This window comes from Myroides sp. TSA_177.3, assembly GCF_052691955.1.
The window spans coordinates 17,475-37,010 of the sequence record NZ_JBQZGD010000004.1 but is presented as its reverse complement, the minus strand read 5'-3'; the positions used below and the strand labels follow the sequence as shown (position 1 = coordinate 37,010).

Here is a 19,536-nt window from a genome sequence, read left to right as displayed (position 1 = left end):
CTTATCTCAGTTTTAATGAAATCACACAGAATACACCTAAAAGAATCGCGATAATCCAAAAACGGGTAACGATTTTACTTTCGTGGTATCCTTTCTTTTGGAAATGGTGATGTAGGGGTGACATTAAAAATATTCGCCTTCCTTCACCATATTTCTTTTTCGTGTATTTAAAATAACTCACTTGCAATACTACCGATAGTGTTTCTGCAAAAAACACAGCGCATAACACTGGAATCAATAACTCCTTGCGTACGGCTATCGCTAATACTGCGATAATTCCTCCGATGGTTAAACTTCCTGTATCGCCCATAAATACTTGAGCGGGGAATGTATTATACCACAAGAATCCAATCAATGCTCCAATAAACGCGGAGACAAAGACGGTCATTTCCCCTGAATTGGGGATATACATGATATCGAGGTAATTTGCAAAAATTACGTTCCCCGATATAAAGGCAAAAATACCCAACACAAAAGTGGATATTGCAGAGGTACCAGCGGCTAAGCCGTCAATTCCATCTGTTAAATTCGCCCCATTAGACACCGCTGTTACAATAAAAATAACGATGGGAATAAAAATCAACCAAGCATAATCCTGCGCGTCCTCTCCCATCCAACTGATTAACATACTGTAATCAAACTCGTTATTCTTAAAGAAAGGAATTGTTGTTGCTGTAGATTTCACATCGTATTGACTTATCGCCACTTCACTTAGCATGTGTTTCGATGGTACTTCTCGAACGGTAACCGCTGGGCTAAAATATAAAACTGCTCCAACAATAAGTCCTAAACCAACTTGGCCCACCACTTTAAATCGTCCTTTTAGCCCTTCTTTATCTTTCTTAAATACTTTAATATAATCATCTAAGAACCCAATAGCTCCCATCCAAATGGTTGTTAAAATAAGTAACAACACATAGATATTATCTAATTTCGCAAACAATAATACAGGGATTAAAGTTGCAATAATGATGATAACACCACCCATTGTTGGGGTTCCTGATTTTTCTTTTTGTCCTTCTAAACCTAGTTCTCTAACTGTTTCTCCAATTTGCATTTTTCTCAAACGCGAGATAATTCGCTTTCCGTAAATAATGGAGATCAACAAAGAGAAGATCATCGCCATACCTGAACGAAACGTAATATACTGGAACACGCCTGCTCCAGGTATCTTGAAAAAACTTTCTAAGTATTGAAATACGTAATACAACATAACTATTCTTCCTTTTCTATAGTTCTAAAAACTCCTTTACTATTTCTAAGTCACTAAAATGACTTCTTACTCCTTTTATCTCTTGATACGTTTCGTGCCCTTTCCCTGCAATCAATATAATATCACCCGCAGTGGCTTGTTGACAAGCTAGTTTAATCGCTTGTTTTCTGTCTTCAACCACAACCGTTTTCATTTTGTTTTGTGGTTCAACTCCTGCTTCAATATCTTCCAATATCGCTGCAGGCTCCTCGAATCGAGGGTTATCTGAAGTAAAGATTACTCTATTACTCAAATCAGATGCTATTTTACCCATTTCTGGGCGTTTTGTTTTATCTCTATTCCCACCACATCCAACAACCGTAATCAGTTGCTCATTGTTGGTGCGAATGCTATTAATTGTTGCAATAACATTAGCTAAAGCATCCGGAGTATGCGCATAATCAACAATTGCTGTCACCTGCTTAGATGAAACAATGTATTGAAAACGACCTTCCACACTTGCTAACTTACTCAAGTGTACCAATGCTTCTTCTTGTGGCACGCCTAATTCTACTGTTGCACCTAATACCGCCAATAAATTAGAGGCATTGAATGCACCGATTAGCTGTACCCACAATTCTTGCTGGTTGATTTTCATCAACATCCCAGAAAATTGACTTTCTAGAATTTGCCCTTTGTAATCCGCCATGTTTTTCAACGCATACGTACAAACCTTTGCTTTGGTATTTTGTACCATTATAGGGCCGTTTTTATCATCTAGGTTAGTCAAAGCAAAACTTGTTTTCCCTAACTGATCAAAGAACATTTTTTTTGCATCGCGATAAGCGGCAAATGTTTTGTGGTAATCCAAATGGTCATGCGTCAAATTCGTAAAAATTCCTCCTTCAAAATGAAGTCCGAATGTACGATGTTGAACCACACCATGTGAGCTCACTTCCATAAAGCAGAATTCACATCCTTCTTCTGCCATTTGATTCAAATACGCATTAATAGTAATTGAATCAGGCGTTGTATGAGAAGTTTCGTAAAGCGCTGCTCCTATGCGGATATTTACTGTTGATAGTAATCCTACTTTATATCCTAAACTGGTGAACATATTATACAACAATGTTGCGATTGTTGTTTTTCCGTTCGTTCCCGTTACACCAACTAATTTTAATTTATGTGAAGGATTGTCATAGAAATTAGCTGCGATAAGCGCTAAAGCTCTGTTGCTGTCTTCTACAACAACATAGACTACACCTTCTACCAAATCACTTGGCAAAACTTGACATACAATAGCCGTTGCTCCTTGCTCAATTGCTTGCTTGATATAGGCATGCCCATCCACTACTTCACCTACTATGGCAATAAACAAAGTGTTTGACTTCACTTGACGTGAGTCAAAAGTCAAATGGTCTATTGTTGCATCTGTCGATCCAACAATAGACTGTATCTCTACTTTGTATAATATGTCTTTTATCTTTTTCACGATAGTTCTAAAACTACTTTTTGATTCTTATCTATTTTTTGTCCTGCTAGTATTGATTGCGTTTTGACTTTTCCTACCCCTTTGACTTGAACTTTTAATCCTAAGTTCTCCAATAAAGGCAAGGCATCCATGACTTGCATTCCTCTTACATCTGGCATCATTGCCTCTCCAAATTGATTTTGTACCAAGAAAGATTGATAACTTTCTACAATACTTGTTGGCACCTCATTGGAGTCTCTCATTTCTTTCGTTGTAGGAACATCTGTATATATTTTCTGCGCAATTCGCTTGAATACAGGTCCTGCTACATCCGCTCCATAATAACTCTTAGATCGATCGGGTTTATGAATCACGACGATACACGAATATTTTGGGTTATCAGCTGGAAAATATCCAGCAAAAGAAGAAGAATAGTACATGTCTGAACCATATCCTTTTCCTTTTCCATAATTCACCTGTGCGGTTCCTGTTTTACCAGCCATAGAAAAGTTTGGTGAGTACAGTTTTCTACCTGTTCCTTTTTTCACTGTATTTTCTAAAATTGCTCTCGCTTGATGAATAACATCTGGTGAGGCAATTTGCGGATTCAACACAACCTTATCAAATTTTTGTATCGTTTGATCAAATTCTTTGATTTCAGACACGAAATAAGGTTTGACCATTTCACCATCATTAGCTACTGCATTATATAAGGTCAAGGTTTGCAAAGGCGTTACTGATAAACCATATCCAAAAGCCATCCAAGGCAAGGCTAATCCGCTCCATCCTTTTTTTCCTGGCTTAGGTACATAAGGAATTGCTTCTCCTTTTATCTTTAATCCCAAGGGCTTATCCATCCACAAAGAGCTCAAATAATCCGTAAAAACTTTCGGGTCATTTTTAAATGCTTCATCTACTGCCTGTGTAATTACAGTATTCGAAGACAATTCAATTCCCCTTGCTAAGGAAACTTTACCATATCCTCCATGTTTGGAATCGCGTACTCTTGCATTATAAAAGCGAACCACTCCCTCATTTGTATCATAAATACGAGCCGTATCTATTTGCTTTTTCTCTAACAATGCTAAAAGTGAGGCTAATTTAAACGTCGAACCAGGCTCGTGTTTTTCTCCCACTGCATAGTTCACCGTTTCATAGTACCCTCCCGTTTTCTCATCTCGTCCAAGATTCGAAATTGCACGAATAGCGCCCGTTTTCGTTTCCATTACAATCACACAACCGTGATCTGCGCTGTACTTCTCTAACGACTGCAACAAAGCGTGATGTGCAATATCTTGAATGTACACGTCAATGGTTGAGATGATATCCTTTCCATCAATCGGTTCAATTTCATTCTCATCATTAATTGGTTTCCACTGATTCTTCGCTAAACTTTGCATTTTACGCTTTCCGTCATATCCACTCAGATAATTTGTAAAAGCGCCTTCAATTCCAACCCTTCCGAATGTCCCATCTTCATTCTTGCGTTCATACCCAATGGTACGTTTTGCAATTCTTCCAATTGGATGCTGGCGAACCGTTTTTTGAGAAGAAATAAAACCTCCACCATTTCCTCCTCGTTTAAAAAGAGGGAAATTTTTGATTCGCACATATTCAACATAGCTCAAATTTCGAGCGATAAGAATATATCGGCTTTTAGATGCTCTACCTTTTCGCAACATATTTTCATAATATGCGCTTGGTTTGCGAAACATCACAGCTAGCGAATCCGCTAATGGTTTTACTTCTTTTTCAAAGTTTTCTTGTTTGGGTGCAACCCCGTCAAAACGTATTTCAAAGACCGGCACTGATGTGGCTAATAAGCTTCCATCAGCAGAATAAACATTTCCTCTATTGGCTTCTATTATTTCCTCTTTCACTCGGTTTTCACTTCGCGCTTTTTGACGAAGCTCACTCCCTTCTACTCCTTGAATTAATAGCATCCTATAAATTACCCCTCCTGCTAGTAGCAATACTATCGCAGTGACGACATAAATATTGACATAAATATTTTTGTTACCTAGGGCCATAGTTTATTCCAAAATGTTTTATTGTCTACCTCCCTCAACACCTTAATTTTTTGCGGTGGTGTTTCAGAAGGATATATTCCTTCTTCTTCTAATTTTCGAGTAATTGTCGATTCCATTTTCAGTTCCATAAGTTCTGATCGCGTTGCGACAAACTCAGCACGGAGCATTTTCACTTCGTGGGTTAATTTTCCAATTTTAAACACTTTCGATTCGTATCGTTGGGTGTTTCCAATCAGTATCATTCCTAACACAATCACATATATAATAAAGGCCCACGTCTTCGCGGAATTCTCGTTCACGAGAATTTTAGCTTTTATTACATCTACTGGACTTGCTATTGTTTTTTTCATTTTTTCTCGGCAATTCTCAACTTCGCTGATCGAGCTCTGTTATTTACTGCTATTTCTTCCTCTGTCGGAACAATGAGTTTTCCTAATTGTTTCAACGGAACTTCAAATCTTCCAAACATGTCGCGTTCTGGTTCCCCTTCAAACATTCCATTCTTCATGAAGCGCTTTACTAAGCGATCTTCTAATGAATGATATGAAATCACACTCAACCTTCCTTCTGGCTTCAGCACCTCAACACTTTGTTCTAACAATTCTTTTAGTACTTCAATCTCTTGATTTACTTCAATTCGAATAGCTTGATACACTTGCGCTAAAATCTTAGCTGTCTTGTGTGCAGGTAGAAATCGAGCCAATACTTGTTTCAGTTGATCCGTATCTTTTATCTCTCCATTTGCTCGTGCATTAACAATGGTATGCGCCATTGCACCCGCATTGTTCAACTCTCCATATACGCTCAACACATATCGCAAATCTTTCTCGTCATAATCATTGACTACATGATACGCTGATAATTCACCTTTTTGATTCATGCGCATATCGAGGTCCCCTGCAAAACGAGTAGAAAAACCGCGTTCTGCAACATCAAACTGATGAGACGAAACACCTAAATCACCTAAGATTCCATCTACTTCGCGTACACCATAAAATCTCAAATAGCGTTTCAAGTGTCTAAAGTTTTGATTAATCAAGACGAATCGAGGATCATCAATTGCATTTTTCACTGCATCATCATCCTGATCAAATGCGAATAATTTCCCATTTTCACCCAAGCGGCTCAAAATTTCTCTTGAATGTCCGCCACCACCAAATGTCACATCCACATAAACGCCATCGGGACGGATATTTAATCCATCCACTGTTTCGGTTAACAAAACAGGTCTATGATATGCGTATAAATCTTTACTCATCAAAACTAATATTACTCATTACTTCTTGCGCCAACGCTCCAAAATCAAAATCCTCTGGTTCTAAAGTAGCTTCATACAGGTCTTTATCCCATATTTCGACGATATTCACTTTGGATGCCATTACGATTTCTTTCGTAATACTTCCAAACTGCAACAGATCCTTTGCAATTAGCAAACGACCTGCATCATCAATATCTACAAGTTTAACTCCCGCCATAAAAGCGCGAATAAACGTATCTACTTTTTTATCAAAAGGATTCAGTTTGTTGATCTTCAACATCATCTTCTCCCATTCAGCCATTGGCCACAATTCCAAACACGTCTCAAACACCGATCTTTTCAGTACAAAACCATCGGCCATAGCAGGCAACTGCTTCTTCAAAGAAGCAGGCACCAATACCCTACCTTTGGTATCGACTTTACACTCGTATGTACCAATAATCGACGTCAAAATTTGTTTATATATATATACTTAGCAAATGTAATTATTTTTTTACCACTTTTACCCACTTTTACCCACTTTGTTAATAAGTTTTCTAAAAATCGCGTATTTACTGACTTCAATAGCCGAATTAATTGCTTATACTTAGCCGTTTTTACATCAAACTCCTTGATTTGAACATACTTATCCCTATACTATTCGGCGTTTTTCATCTCGCAACCTGTCATTATTTTTTTACCATTGTTTTAACTCAAAATCTCTTTTTAAGACAATCATTATCGAATTTATCTACCAAAAACGCCGAAACTATTTTTTGCAAAAAACGACGTTTTTTCACCTCTAATTCTTTGCATTTTATATGTTCCTTTTTCGAGCAACAGCCCCTATTTTAATCTCTTTTTTAGTCGAAAAAAGTTGTTTTAATGCAAATTTTGAGAATCTCGTTTATTTTCAAGAGGATTTTGTCTTTTTGAGGTCCAATCCCTCTTCTTCACAAAAGAAACAAAGCAAAAACGAAAGAACTTTTCAACCCAGGACTAAGGGATAAACCAACAACTAACCTACTGATACCATGCGCCTTTCTAGCACATAAACGCATCATCTTCCCTAAAGAACTACAGCTATCCTCTTTTCTTTTTCACCTCCTCCTGTATTTTATCCTTTTATTACAATATTTGTCTCTATTAAAAATGTATATTTGTAAGAATTTAAAAATCGCAAGTAAGAGCTAATGGAGCGAACTTTAAAAGAAGACGGTAAATTCCGATATGTGGAAGTTGGTGAAGGAACACCAATTATCATCTTACATGGATTAATGGGAGGACTTAGTAATTTCGATGGAGTTGCAAATTTCTTTCCTCAAAAAGGCTATAAAGTTATTATTCCTGAACTGCCTTTATATACCAATAGCATTTTAAAAACGAATGTCAAAGCCTTTGCTAAGTTTGTCAAAGACTTTATTGAGCGCATTGGTTATAAAGATGTTATTTTATTGGGTAACTCGCTTGGAGGTCATATTGCGTTGTATTTTGCTAAAATGTATCCTCAATATCTAAAAGCTATGGTGCTGACAGGAAGTTCAGGGCTATACGAGAGTGCTATGGGTGATAGTTATCCAAAGCGCGGGGATTATGAGTATATACGAAAAAAAGCAGAAGATGTGTTTTATGATCCAGCTGTAGCAACAAAAGAAATCGTAGATGATGTTTTTGCTACTGTAAATGATCGCATGAAGTTGATTAAAACGTTGACGATTGCCAAAAGTGCAATTCGACACAATATGTCTAAGGACTTACCAAAAATAAATGTTCCTACTTGTTTAATTTGGGGAAAAAACGATAAAGTAACTCCACCGGAAGTTGCTGTAGAATTTAACGAATTGCTACCTGATTCAAACCTATATTGGATTGATAAGTGTGGACATGCCGCTATGATGGAACACCCAGACGAATTCAATGAACTATTGAATAAGTGGTTCAACGAACGCAACATATAAAACAATGAAAATAAACACCGCAGCATTTGTAATGAGTAACTCTGAAGTAAGTAAGTGCCCGAATGAGCCTTTACCAGAGTATGCATTTATAGGAAGATCCAATGTTGGAAAGTCTTCTTTAATCAACATGCTTACCAATTCAAAATCTTTAGCGAAGACTTCTTCAAGACCTGGAAAGACTCAATTGATTAACCACTTTAAGATTAATTCAAATTGGTTTTTAGTCGATTTACCAGGCTATGGATATGCTAAAGTATCGAAGAAAACAAAAGGTGTTTTTCAGAAATTCATCACAGAGTATTTTGAAAAACGCAGACAATTAGTTTCTGCTTTTGTTTTGATTGACATCAGACATGAAGCACAAAAGATTGATTTAGAGTTCATGGAGTATTTAGGAGAATCTGGTATTCCCTTTGCTATCATTTTTACCAAAGCCGATAAGGTAGGAAAAACGAAAGTACCTCAATTAGTTGCCGATTATAAAAAGCAACTGTTAAGTGGTATTTGGGAAGAAATGCCTCCTTATTTTATCACTTCTTCCGAAGACAAAACAGGACGCGATGAAGTATTGAACTATATTGATACAATCAATCAAGATATCTTCAAGAATCCATTACCGATATAAAAAACAAAAAACTGCCTTGGCAGTTTTTTTTGTATCTAAATATAATAGTCATTCACGGTAATGATTCCTGCTCGAATAGCGTATCGTGTAGCATCATGCACACTATTCACTTCCAATTTTTTAAAAATATTCTTTCGGTGGGTGATTACGGTATGGATGCTAATATTGCGATCTGCTGCAATTTCTTTCGTCATTTTACCTGTCGCAATTTCTTTCAAAATTTCTCGTTCTGCATTAGTCAAAATTTGATCCACTTTAAAAGCTGTCGTTTTATACGAATTAAAGACTTCCTGTACACAAGCGGCAATATAATTTTCTCTACGCCATACTGTCGTTAACCCTTTTTTGATTTCCTGTAATGAATCTTTTTGTTGCAATAAATTAAAACCATTAACAGATTTCATATGCAACATTTTCTTTAACCATATCTCAGGTAGCTCTTCTAACCACATTACCCATATACTGCGTTCATACGTATTTTTCAACTCGTAAATCACATCTACTTGTTGTAGTAATTGATAGGTTGTTGGATTAAAAAACACATAGCCTGAACTATTCTTTTTCAAGAACATACGAATATCTTGCACGGTTTGTAAATCATACCAAACGATTTCTTCTTGCGCAACCTGCTCTGCTATCGTTTTTATTCCCAAACGAACCAATTCTTTCTCTTCTAAAATAGCAATATGCACCATATTTTACCTTTGTTGTACAAAATTAGTGAAATAATATTAGGAATAAACAGCAAAAGGCTGCCTAAATAGACAGCCTTTTCCACCATTACTGATTGAATAAAATAAACAACTAATGAACCACTCACTATTATAGGTTCGGATTCTCTCTCTCTTCTACTGCTGGTATTTGGTATAAATAATACGGGCTATTTGCCACAAACGGACTTTGATCTGGGAAATTCAGCGCATAATGCCCATTAGCGGTCATTAATTTTGTTATTGTTTCCTCATTGCCATTTGCATCGCGTACCACATACGTATACTCCACCTTACTTTGTTCATATTTTTTTCGAACTACTGCTTTTTGATTTCTTACAATATCAACCAAGCTAAATCCTTCTCCGAATAATTCTTTTCTTCTTTCAAGCCAAATTGCTTCTAGTAAATCATTTCCAGATAAGTTTGTTGCCAAAGCAGCATTTCTAGCCTGTTTAACTGCATTTAATTTATTTATTGCATCTCCATCATTTAAGCGTGCTTTTGCTTCCGCATTGATTAAATAAATCTCTGATGTACGCATCAATACAATATCCGCAATTTGACCTGCTTTAAATTTAAATTTACCATAACGCATCCAAACTACAGAAGCTTTCGCTAGATCAGCACCTGGATCTGGCGCCCAATTAATCATTGATTTTCTATAATCACCATCTTCAAATAAATCTTTAAAGTACGGATCAGCATTAAAGCTGTAGTAATAGCTATCTTTTGATGTAACATCTAAAAAATGGAATTGGTACGACGCATCACTTTGATCTGGTGTTTGTGGATGTCCCCAAATCCACTCGCGGTTATTGACATCATTAAATCCCGATTTATACTCTATTTCATTCATCAAATAATCATTCTTCACTAATAAGCGATCCGAATATTCTTTCGCCTTTTCCCAATTTCTAGCGTATAAATTTGCTCGAGCCAATAAACCTAAAACTACATTGTTATCGAATTGAAACTTTTGTGCACGAACATATCCTTCAGGAATTAATACCAAGGCTTCTTCCAAATCTTTAAGCGCTTGGTTATACACTTCCGTTACGGTTGCTCTTTTTCCAGGCTGTGATTTAGCTGTAGTTGGTTCTAAGTAAATCGGCGCGGTTAAAGCATTTGGATTATGGTCAATCGCAAAAGCATAAGATGATGCTAAATGCAAGTACATAAATCCTCTCAAAGCATATGCTTGACCTTTCACTCTTCTTCTCTCTCCTCCATCACCTTGTGCCTCATCAATATTAGCCAAGATATTATTCATGTTGTTGATAGTCTTATAGGCCAGACTCCAACTCAATGAATTTGTCCCCCCTTTTCCATACAAGGCATTGAATTGATAATGTGATCCAAAACCATATTTATTGGTTTGCAATACAACATCATTCCCCATTGCATCGCTGGCACGTAAAAAGGACCCAAATCCAGGGTTCGCATACGAATTGAATGTTTCCATCAATTGCCCCCAACTTCCATTTAAAACCTTTTCGCTACCCGAAACCGTTTTAAATACTTCTTTTTTCTCCATGGCATCTGTTGGCGAAGTTTCTAATTCACAAGAAACCAATCCCAAAGAAAGTAGTAAGAATAAAACTTTTGTATAATTGATATAATTTTTCATGTGCTTAAAGTTTTAAATTTAATCCTACTGAAATGGTTTTCATTGCAGGATAACGATAGTATGTTGTACCATCAAAATTTTGTTCAGGATCTAATCCTTGTTGTTTGGTCCATGTAAATAAATTCTCTGCTTGTAAATATAACGAAGCTTGTCCGATATTTACCTTATCTAACCACTCTTGTGGGAAATTATACGCAAGAGAAAGTGTTTTCAATTTCAAGAATGAACGATCTACTAAGAAACGATCAGAAGAGTATGTCCATCTTCCTGAATCCGCAGTAGTCAATCGACCTACATTTGCATATGGATTCTCAGGTGTCCAACGATCTAACATATCCACACTCCAAGTTCCTCCACCTGGATCATTACTCATTAAACCTGCTTTATCGCCATTGTAAATTTTACCACCAATATTATAAGAGAAGTTCGCTACGATTTGCCAATTTTTATAACTTAAGTCTGTATTGAATCCTCCCGAAAACTTCGGTAGTGAATTTCCACTTTTCACTTTGTCTGTATCTTTTAAACTACTGTAATTGTCCGTGATATAGCGATTTCCTTGATCATCTGTACCATACCATCTTGGTTTCCCTGTTTGTGGGTCTGGTCCTGCCCATTCTTGCAAATAGAAATCATATAGCGAACCTCCTTTAGCCCATCTTTTTGTTCCCGAAAACATTTCATCTGATGGAAGAGAAACAATTTTATTTTTATAGGTTGTGATGTTCATCCCTAATTTCCATTTCCAATCAGCAGTTCGGATTGGATATCCTTCTAATGAAAGCTCTAATCCGTAGTTTTTCATTTTCCCAACGTTTTCTAAGATGGAAGTAAATCCTAAAGACGGAGCAATCGATTTACTAAACAACAAATCTTTAGAAGAACGCTCAAAATACTCTACTGTACCACTTAATCGGTTATCCAATACAGCAAAATCAAACCCGATATTCATGTTCATGTTCGACTCCCAGCTCAATTCTGGTGTTTCTAAACGAGACGCTACTAATCCAGGATTTCCTAAGTTGTTGTAGATATCGTATAACTCTTGGTAAGCATAATATCCTACCTTATCATTTCCTTGTGCACCATAACTAGCACGGAACACTAATTCATTCAACCACGTATCGCGATAGCTCTGCATAAAGTCTTCATCAATAATTCTCCATGAAGCTCCTACAGACCAAAACCCACCCCAACGTTTTGCTTTAGCAAAACGAGAAGATCCATCTGCACGGTAAGAAGCTGATAAATAATATTTTTTATCGTATGAATATTGTGCATTTCCGAAAAAACTCAACATTTTATATTCATCTGCTTTACCATAAAAATCAACTAATCGAGATGCTGCATCTGGCTGATCATACCCTAACATCGCTATTTGTTCTCTAGCCCCGCCAAAATAGTTTGACTTGAATTGGTAATACTCTTGTCCAACCATGAAGGCTAAACTATTTTTATCATCTAAATCTAAATCGTAATTCAGTACGTTATTATACGTCATACTAACAGTACGAGTATTGCGCATACTTACTCCTCCACCTGTAGCACTAGACGGTCCGATCTCTGGATTGGTTACATTGTGTTTGTACTCACTGTTGTAATCGATGTTCAATGATGTTTTAAACTTCAAATTATCCAAGAACTTAATTTGAGCATAGGTACGCACTGTTGCGATGTCAAATTTATTTTCTGCTTTGTCTAATGGTAATGTCGCAACTAAGTTATGACGGGCATATGAACTTGCTCTATACGTTCCAAAGTCATAAATACGCTTTCCTGTTTCTGGGTCTAACAGATAAGCCCCAGTAGTTAAATCACGCTCATAAATCGGATAAAAAGAAGGCATATTACGTCCAAAGCCAATTACGTTTCCAATCGCACTATCATCTTGTTTTGGATAATCTTGAATAGAATGTGAAGCAGAAGCATTCAATCCCAATTCCAACCAATCCTTAGCATCGATGACAATATTAGAACGGAAGTTAAAACGTTTGAATCCTGATTCTTTAATGTACCCTTGGTTGTTTAAAAAACCTCCTGACACGAAATATCTTGATTTTGCTCCACCCCCTGATACACGAACATTCACATCGGTATAATTAGCGGATTGAGATAACGCATCTGTCCAATTATCATTCCATAGCGGTTGTAAACCTGGACGCAATTTTCCATCCGTCCCAACAGGTTGAGGATTGTTTAATCCATAAGGATTAATCCCTAAATTATTTATTAAGTTATCCGTTGCATACTGAGAAGCGGTTGCCCAATCTTCCCCTGTTGTATCCATACGTCCATTTCGCATTGCTTCCCAATACAACTCCATGTATTGATTTGTTCCCAATGTTTTATAATCACTACGCGCTCTACTAGAAGTTCCGTATTTCGCAGATATTTCAATTTGAGGCTCTTGGTTCTTCACCCCTCTTTTGGTTGTGATCATAATCACCCCATTCGCTGCTCTAGAACCGTATAAAGTAGCTGCTGTCGCATCTTTTAATACGGAAATAGATTCAATATCTGCCGGAGCAATAGCAGATAGACCCCCTTCATAAGGCACTCCATCTACTACGTATAAAGGTTTACTATCTGCATTAATCGAACCAATCCCACGGATGCGTATCTCCGCTTCCGAACCGGGTTGCCCACTTGCTGCAAAAGACTGAACCCCTGCTACCGAACCTTCTAAAACTCTTGAAACATTACTCACTTGAGTTTGTCCAATCGTTTTAGCGCTAACTAATCCAACTGATCCTGTATACGTTTTTTTATTGGCCGTACCATACGGTACTTGAATAATAACTTCTTCTAGATTTTCGGCATGTGCCTCTAGATAAATATTTAATTCCGTTTGATTGGAAATTTTCACTTTTTGCGTGGTATAACCAATAAAAGAAAACGCAATCGTTTGGTTGGGCTCCACCTTAATGGCATAATTTCCATCAAAATCAGTGGCAACTCCTTTACCTGTTTCTACTACAGTTACACTTACTCCAGGCAAGCTTCCTCCGATATCGGAAACAGCCCCTTTTAGTGTAAACTCCTGTGCTTGTAACTGATAAACCCCCATCAGCACAAAAACAATTTGTAAAATTTTTTGCATAAATTGTCCCTTTGATTGCCAGATGTTTCTAGCAATACATTAATAATAAAGTGATAGATTTAAAATGATTGAGATGTTGTTTCTGTTCAACATCCGAGATAAGATAAAAGTTGCGCTAGCAACAACACCAGTTCATGCAGCACTTCATCGACATGGAAGAAGGCCCTTCATGTTGATTAGAATAAAGAAAAGAAGTCGTTTTCGATAAAAAAACTATAGACTGCATACTACTACTTTTTAAATTATAGGCTTTGTATTTTCACAACTTTATGAAACATCAAGCAACTATTATTTGTTTTTTGATAAGGCAAAGATAGTAGCTCTAAGAACAAGAGTAAATACCACGTATATGGTAGATTTATAAAAAAAAGGTTACCTCAACTGTATAGAGGTAACCTTTTTTTAATTCTATGATACTTATATTGATTACTTTACATGTAAAATAAAGTAATTCTTTTTTCCTTTTTGCAAGAGGATGAATTGATCATTAATCAAATCTTGTGTAGTGACTACGTATTCTTCTGTTACTTTGTCGCGATTTACTGCGATAGCATTCGCTTGCAAAGAACGACGCGCTTCTCCATTTGAAGGCATGAATCCGCTTTTCCCAGCTAGTGCTTCAATAATTGGCAAACCTGCTTCCACATCTGCCTTTGTAATTTCTGCTTGAGGAACTCCGTCAAACACTTCTAAAAATGTTTTTGCATCTAGTTGTTTTAAATCATCCGCTGATGAATTTCCAAACAAGATACCCGAAGCTTTAATTGCATTTTCAAGATTTTCAGTTCCGTGAACCATCGTTGTCACTTCTTCTGCTAATCGTTTTTGCAATACGCGTAAATGTGGTGCTTCTAAGTGTTCTTTTACTAATGCTTCAATTTCCTCACGTCCAATAAACGTAAAGATTTTGATGTATTTTTCAGCATCTGCATCTGACACGTTCACCCAGTATTGGTAGAATTTATAAGGAGAAGTATATTCTGCAGACAGCCAAATATTTCCACCTTCCGATTTACCAAACTTTGTTCCATCTGCTTTAGTAATCAAAGGACAAGTTAAAGCATACGCTTTCTCACTAATCGTACGGCGAATTAATTCTGTACCCGTTGTGATGTTCCCCCATTGATCTGAACCTCCCATTTGCAAAGTAACTTGCTTCGCTTGGAACAAATGTAAAAAGTCATATCCTTGTAACAATTGATAACAAAACTCTGTAAATGACATTCCATCTTGGAATTCACCATTTAGGCGTTTTTTCACAGAATCCTTTGCCATCATATAGTTCACTGTAATGTGTTTACCAACTGTTCTGATGAATTCTAGGAAAGAAAAATCTTTCATCCAATCGTAATTATTTACGAGTTCCGCAGCATTTTCTGCACCAGAATTAAAATCTAAAAAGCGCTCTAACTGTGCTTTAATCGCATTTTGATTATGACGCAAAGCTTCTTCTGACAATAGATTTCTTTCATTTGATTTTCCAGATGGGTCTCCTACCATTCCTGTAGCACCACCAATTAAAGCAATTGGTTTATGTCCTGCCATTTGAAAATGCTTTAAAAGCATTACACCTACTAAATGTCCAATATGCAATGAATCCGCTGTTGGGTCAATTCCCACATATGCCGCACGCATCTGCTCCAACAAATGTTCTTCAGTGCCTGGCATAACGTCGTGGAGCATTCCTCTCCAAGTCACTTCTTCAATAAAATTTTTCATTTAATTATATTTTATGCAAAGATAGTCCAATTCCTTACGCTATTAGAACTTTTTTTTGTCACATCTCTATTTTTATTGCTTTCAGATGCTTCAAAACAATACACTGAAAATACGGGCGTTACTTTCAAACTTTTAGTTCAATTCTTTCACTTTCTAAAACATAACCTTTACATTTGTTCATTATGATATTAGTTACTGGTGCAACAGGCTTAGTTGGAAGTCATCTTCTATTACATCTTCTCCAACAAGGAGCAGGATCAATACGTGCTATTTATCGCAATACACAGAGTATTGCTAAAACCAAACACGTATTTGAACTACACCAAGTCCTTGACTTATTCGAAGGCATTCAGTGGCAACAAGCAGATATCCTAGATTTACCTGCATTAGAAGACGCTTTTGAAGGCATCACCCATGTTTACCATTGTGCTGCTATGGTTTCTTTTGATCCCCGAGATGAAAAAATCCTGCGCAAAACTAATATTGAAGGAACAGCTAATATTGTCAACCTTTGTCTTGCACATTCCATTGAAAAATTGTGTCATATAAGTTCTATTGCAGCCTTAGGCGAATCTTTGCATTACTCTACTCCCATTACCGAGCAAACAGAATGGAACCCTGCCCTTTATCACAGTGATTATGCATTGAGTAAATTTGGTGGTGAAATGGAAGTTTGGCGTGGAACTCAAGAAGGGCTTGACGTCGTTATTGTCAATCCTGGAGTCATTTTTGGACGCGGATTTTACAGAGAAGGTAGTAGCGAACTATTTTATAAAGTACATCAAGGATTTCCTTTTTATACAACTGGGACTACGGCTGTTGTTTCCGTTGAAGATGTCGTATCAGCTATGTATCAACTGATGGAAAGTGAACACAAGAATGAACGTTATATTCTCGTTTCTGATAATTTAAAAAACCGCGAGCTATTACACTATATGGCTGCTTTACTCCAAAAGAAACCCGCTAGTTTTGAAATAGGCCCGTTTGGCCTTGCTTTAGCTTGGCGTTTAGATGCTTTTGTTTCTATACTAACTAGAAAAAAAAGAAGCTTTACACGTGCTATCGCGAAAGCTTCTTTCAGTTGTTTTATTTATGATGCTTCTAAAATTGAACAAACGCTCGATTTTACATTCTCTTCTTATCAAGAATTTTTAGTTGATATCAGTAAAGGATTCAACTAATAATACTTTATTTTTTAACTTCCTCTGGCTCTAATATCTTCCTTTTCATTGTAGGCATAGTCTCATTAACCTTCTTTATTTTTGCCTTTTTAGGTGCTAGAACCGCTTCTGTATTTGGCACAGGCTCTACTTTATCTGTATCAGCCTTTAAAACAGGCATAGAATCAACTGCAATAGCAGCAACAGGAGCTAATTCCAATTCTTTTTTTGACAATAAAGAATCCATTCCTTCTTTATCTTTTTTAAGTCGGTCCATAACACGCGTTTGCATATCAAAATACACACCCTTTTTCAACTTTACATAGTAGCGATTATTTGCTGTAAACGTCAAACTATCAATTTGATATTTATCGAAAATATCTTTGATCTGCACTGCTTTTACGGTATCTGATGCAAAAGCATTGGTTGTTTGCATACCATACAACAACGCTACATCATATAGAATATCCTCCATTTTTGATTGCTCAATAAATGGGTTGGGTTTGTCTAAATCTTTTTGACAAGAAAACAACAACAAAGCCATACAACAAATTATAACTACCTGCTTCATTTTTCTACTTATACTAACGTTCAAAAAGCAATCTTTGCCCACAACGAATTTCTTTTACTTCTTCATTTTCATACACCAAGCATCCATTAACAAAAGTATGGGTCACTTTAGATGAAAATGTCTCTCCTTCAAATGGAGACCATCCACACTTATACAAAATATTCTCTTGATTTACTTCCCAGCTGCTATTTGGATCAATTAAAACGATATCTGCATGATAACCTTCTTTTAAAAATCCTCTTTTTTCTATTTGAAATAAAATAGCTGGATTATGCGCTGTTTTTTCTACAATTTTTTCAACTGTAATTCGCCCTTGTTTTTTTGCTTCAAATAAGGAAATTAAAGCATGTTGAACCAAAGGACCTCCAGAAGGAGCTTGTGTATATGTTTTTGCTTTCTCTTCTTTCGTATGTGGCGCGTGATCAGTTGCAATAACATCAATACGACCATCTAACAAAGCCTCCCAAAGCTTTTCTCTATCACTTTCTTTTTTTACAGCAGGATTCCACTTGATGAAGTTTCCTTTTGTTTCATAATCTTTATCTGTAAACCACAAGTGATGTACACAAACTTCTGCCGTAATTTTCTTGTCTTTTAATGGAATATCATTGCGGAATAACTCTGTTTCTTTCCCTGTAGATACATGAAACACATGTAATCGTGCTCCTGTTTTCTTTGCTAATTCAATTGCTTTAGACGAAGAGATATAGCATGCTTCTTCACTGCGAATAATTGGATGGCATCGCACAGGGATGTCATCTCCGTATTGTTCCTTATGTTGTTGTAAATTTGCTTGAATTGTTCCTTCATCTTCTGCATGAACTGCAATCAACATCGAAGTACTGGAAAATATTTTTTCTAGTACATCTTGACGATCTACCAACATATTTCCCGTTGAAGACCCTAAAAACAATTTAATCCCTGCTACATTACGTGGGTTTGTTTGTAGTAATTCTTCTAAATTATCATTGGTTCCCCCCATCATAAACGAGTAATTCGCATACGATGCTGAAGACGCTATTTCGTACTTTTGTTCCAACAATTCTTGCGTAACCGCATTGGGAACTGTATTGGGTTGTTCGATAAAGGAAGTAATCCCTCCAGCTACAGCTGCTCTTGATTCTGAAGCAATATCTCCTTTATGCGTTAAGCCTGGCTCACGGAAATGTACTTGATCATCGATCATTCCAGGAACAACATATTTTCCTGTTGCATCAATCACTTGCATATCGGGAGTTGCTTCGATAGTCTGTGCTATTTTTGCTATTTTGCCTTCTTGAATCAGAATATCTCCTTTTTGAACGATACCTTCATTGACAAGGCTTCCATTTTTTATTAAATAGTTGCTCATTATAGTTTGTTTAGTAGTTTTCTAATTTTTAGATTCATTACTCCAAAAATAGCTTCTTTGATAATCCCTTTTGACATTTTAGATTCCCCTCGTGTTCGATCTGTGAAAATAATTGGTACTTCCGTAATCGGGAATTGCTTGACGTATACTCTGTATTTCATTTCAATTTGAAAGGCATAACCTACAAATCGGATTCTATCTAAATCAATCGTTTCTAAAACTTCCTTTGTATAACAAACAAAACCTGCTGTTGTATCTTTCACTGGCATACGGGTAATCCAACGTACATAAATTGATGCTCCATAAGAGAGTAATACGCGGTTCAAAGGCCAATTGACCACATTCACTCCCGTCACATACCTTGATCCAATTACCATCCCGCCCTTTTCTTGGCAGCTTGCTAACAATCGACTCAAATCAGCGGGATTGTGAGAAAAATCAGCATCCATTTCAAAAATATAGGCATAATCGCGTTGTAGTGCCCATTTAAAACCATCTACATAAGCCGTACCTAATCCATTTTTTCCTTCTCTCTTGAGCAAATGAAGCGCATTGTATTTTTCTTGCAACTGTTCAACCGCTGCTGCCGTACCATCAGGAGAGTTATCGTCTACAATAAGCACGTGAAAACACTCGGGTAATTCGAGTACAGCCTCAATAATTTGCGCGATATTTTCGATCTCATTGTAGGTAGGAATAATAACTAGTCCTGCGTTCATTGTCTTTACTTTGGATACAAAAATAACCTTTTTATAGAAAGTTAACCCTTAAATAATTAACAA

The 19,536-nt window shown here is 36.7% G+C and carries 16 protein-coding genes; 3 read left to right on the top strand and 13 right to left on the bottom strand.

Annotation, left to right across the window (positions count from 1 at the left end):
- Position 1: 1 nt before the first annotated feature.
- From mraY to mraZ, 6 genes are read right to left on the bottom strand one after another with little or no spacing between them, the layout of a single operon-like run.
- Complete coding sequence (mraY, locus tag ACUTSE_RS05655) at positions 2 to 1,213, bottom strand: phospho-N-acetylmuramoyl-pentapeptide-transferase (RefSeq protein WP_445639531.1); 1,212 nt, start codon at positions 1,211 to 1,213, stop codon at positions 2 to 4.
- Between the two features lie 16 nt (positions 1,214 to 1,229).
- Positions 1,230 to 2,684, bottom strand: coding sequence for a UDP-N-acetylmuramoyl-L-alanyl-D-glutamate--2,6-diaminopimelate ligase (locus tag ACUTSE_RS05650; protein WP_445639530.1), 1,455 nt, complete (start codon positions 2,682 to 2,684; stop codon positions 1,230 to 1,232).
- On the bottom strand, positions 2,681 to 4,693 hold the full coding sequence (locus ACUTSE_RS05645; protein WP_115091809.1) for a penicillin-binding protein: 2,013 nt from the start codon (positions 4,691 to 4,693) through the stop codon (positions 2,681 to 2,683). The genes ACUTSE_RS05650 and ACUTSE_RS05645 overlap by 4 nt, the downstream gene beginning before the upstream one ends.
- Complete coding sequence (locus ACUTSE_RS05640; protein WP_002987710.1) at positions 4,684 to 5,043, bottom strand: FtsL-like putative cell division protein; 360 nt, start codon at positions 5,041 to 5,043, stop codon at positions 4,684 to 4,686. Before ACUTSE_RS05640 ends, ACUTSE_RS05645 begins: the two co-directional genes overlap by 10 nt.
- A complete protein-coding gene (rsmH, locus tag ACUTSE_RS05635; protein WP_002987713.1) occupies positions 5,040 to 5,951 on the bottom strand; it encodes a 16S rRNA (cytosine(1402)-N(4))-methyltransferase RsmH in 912 nt (303 codons plus the stop codon). The genes ACUTSE_RS05640 and rsmH overlap by 4 nt, the downstream gene beginning before the upstream one ends.
- Positions 5,944 to 6,402, bottom strand: coding sequence for a division/cell wall cluster transcriptional repressor MraZ (gene mraZ, locus ACUTSE_RS05630; protein WP_445639529.1), 459 nt, complete (start codon positions 6,400 to 6,402; stop codon positions 5,944 to 5,946). The genes rsmH and mraZ overlap by 8 nt, the downstream gene beginning before the upstream one ends.
- Before the next feature lie 721 nt (positions 6,403 to 7,123).
- Between mraZ and ACUTSE_RS05625 the strand changes: the two genes are divergently transcribed.
- A complete protein-coding gene (locus tag ACUTSE_RS05625) occupies positions 7,124 to 7,888 on the top strand; it encodes an alpha/beta fold hydrolase (RefSeq protein WP_002987717.1) in 765 nt (254 codons plus the stop codon).
- Between the two features lie 4 nt (positions 7,889 to 7,892).
- Positions 7,893 to 8,513 carry a ribosome biogenesis GTP-binding protein YihA/YsxC gene (yihA, locus tag ACUTSE_RS05620; RefSeq protein WP_002987719.1) on the top strand — a complete coding sequence of 207 codons (621 nt, stop codon included), beginning with the start codon at positions 7,893 to 7,895 and terminating at the stop codon, positions 8,511 to 8,513.
- 35 nt (positions 8,514 to 8,548) lie between these two features.
- Here yihA and ACUTSE_RS05615 read toward each other — a convergent pair whose 3' ends face one another.
- The 4 genes from ACUTSE_RS05615 to tyrS form a co-directional block, all read right to left on the bottom strand.
- The gene (locus tag ACUTSE_RS05615) at positions 8,549 to 9,208 is read right to left on the bottom strand and encodes a response regulator transcription factor (protein WP_445639528.1); all 660 of its coding nucleotides are present in this window, start codon (positions 9,206 to 9,208) and stop codon (positions 8,549 to 8,551) included.
- Positions 9,209 to 9,335: 127 nt separating this feature from the next.
- Positions 9,336 to 10,853: a RagB/SusD family nutrient uptake outer membrane protein gene (locus ACUTSE_RS05610; protein ID WP_445639527.1), complete on the bottom strand. Its 1,518-nt coding sequence runs from the start codon at positions 10,851 to 10,853 to the stop codon at positions 9,336 to 9,338.
- Positions 10,854 to 10,857: 4 nt separating this feature from the next.
- The gene (locus ACUTSE_RS05605) at positions 10,858 to 13,953 is read right to left on the bottom strand and encodes a SusC/RagA family TonB-linked outer membrane protein (protein ID WP_445639526.1); all 3,096 of its coding nucleotides are present in this window, start codon (positions 13,951 to 13,953) and stop codon (positions 10,858 to 10,860) included.
- Positions 13,954 to 14,379: 426 nt separating this feature from the next.
- Entirely contained in the window at positions 14,380 to 15,672 is a 1,293-nt protein-coding gene (tyrS, locus tag ACUTSE_RS05600) for a tyrosine--tRNA ligase (protein ID WP_002987725.1), read from the bottom strand.
- Between the two features lie 182 nt (positions 15,673 to 15,854).
- On the opposite strand from tyrS, the gene ACUTSE_RS05595 reads away from it, so the two are divergent.
- Positions 15,855 to 16,853, top strand: coding sequence for an NAD-dependent epimerase/dehydratase family protein (locus tag ACUTSE_RS05595; protein ID WP_445639525.1), 999 nt, complete (start codon positions 15,855 to 15,857; stop codon positions 16,851 to 16,853).
- Positions 16,854 to 16,860: 7 nt separating this feature from the next.
- On the opposite strand, the gene ACUTSE_RS05590 is transcribed toward ACUTSE_RS05595, so the two are convergent.
- Genes ACUTSE_RS05590 through ACUTSE_RS05580 form a run of 3 tightly spaced genes read right to left on the bottom strand, consistent with a single transcriptional unit; the run spans position 16,861 to position 19,473 of the window.
- The gene (locus ACUTSE_RS05590; RefSeq protein WP_445639524.1) at positions 16,861 to 17,403 is read right to left on the bottom strand and encodes a DUF4296 domain-containing protein; all 543 of its coding nucleotides are present in this window, start codon (positions 17,401 to 17,403) and stop codon (positions 16,861 to 16,863) included.
- A gap of 13 nt (positions 17,404 to 17,416) precedes the next feature.
- On the bottom strand, positions 17,417 to 18,754 hold the full coding sequence (locus ACUTSE_RS05585) for a dihydroorotase (protein ID WP_445639523.1): 1,338 nt from the start codon (positions 18,752 to 18,754) through the stop codon (positions 17,417 to 17,419).
- Positions 18,754 to 19,473, bottom strand: coding sequence for a polyprenol monophosphomannose synthase (locus tag ACUTSE_RS05580; protein ID WP_445639522.1), 720 nt, complete (start codon positions 19,471 to 19,473; stop codon positions 18,754 to 18,756). The genes ACUTSE_RS05585 and ACUTSE_RS05580 overlap by 1 nt, the downstream gene beginning before the upstream one ends.
- Positions 19,474 to 19,536: the final 63 nt, after the last annotated feature.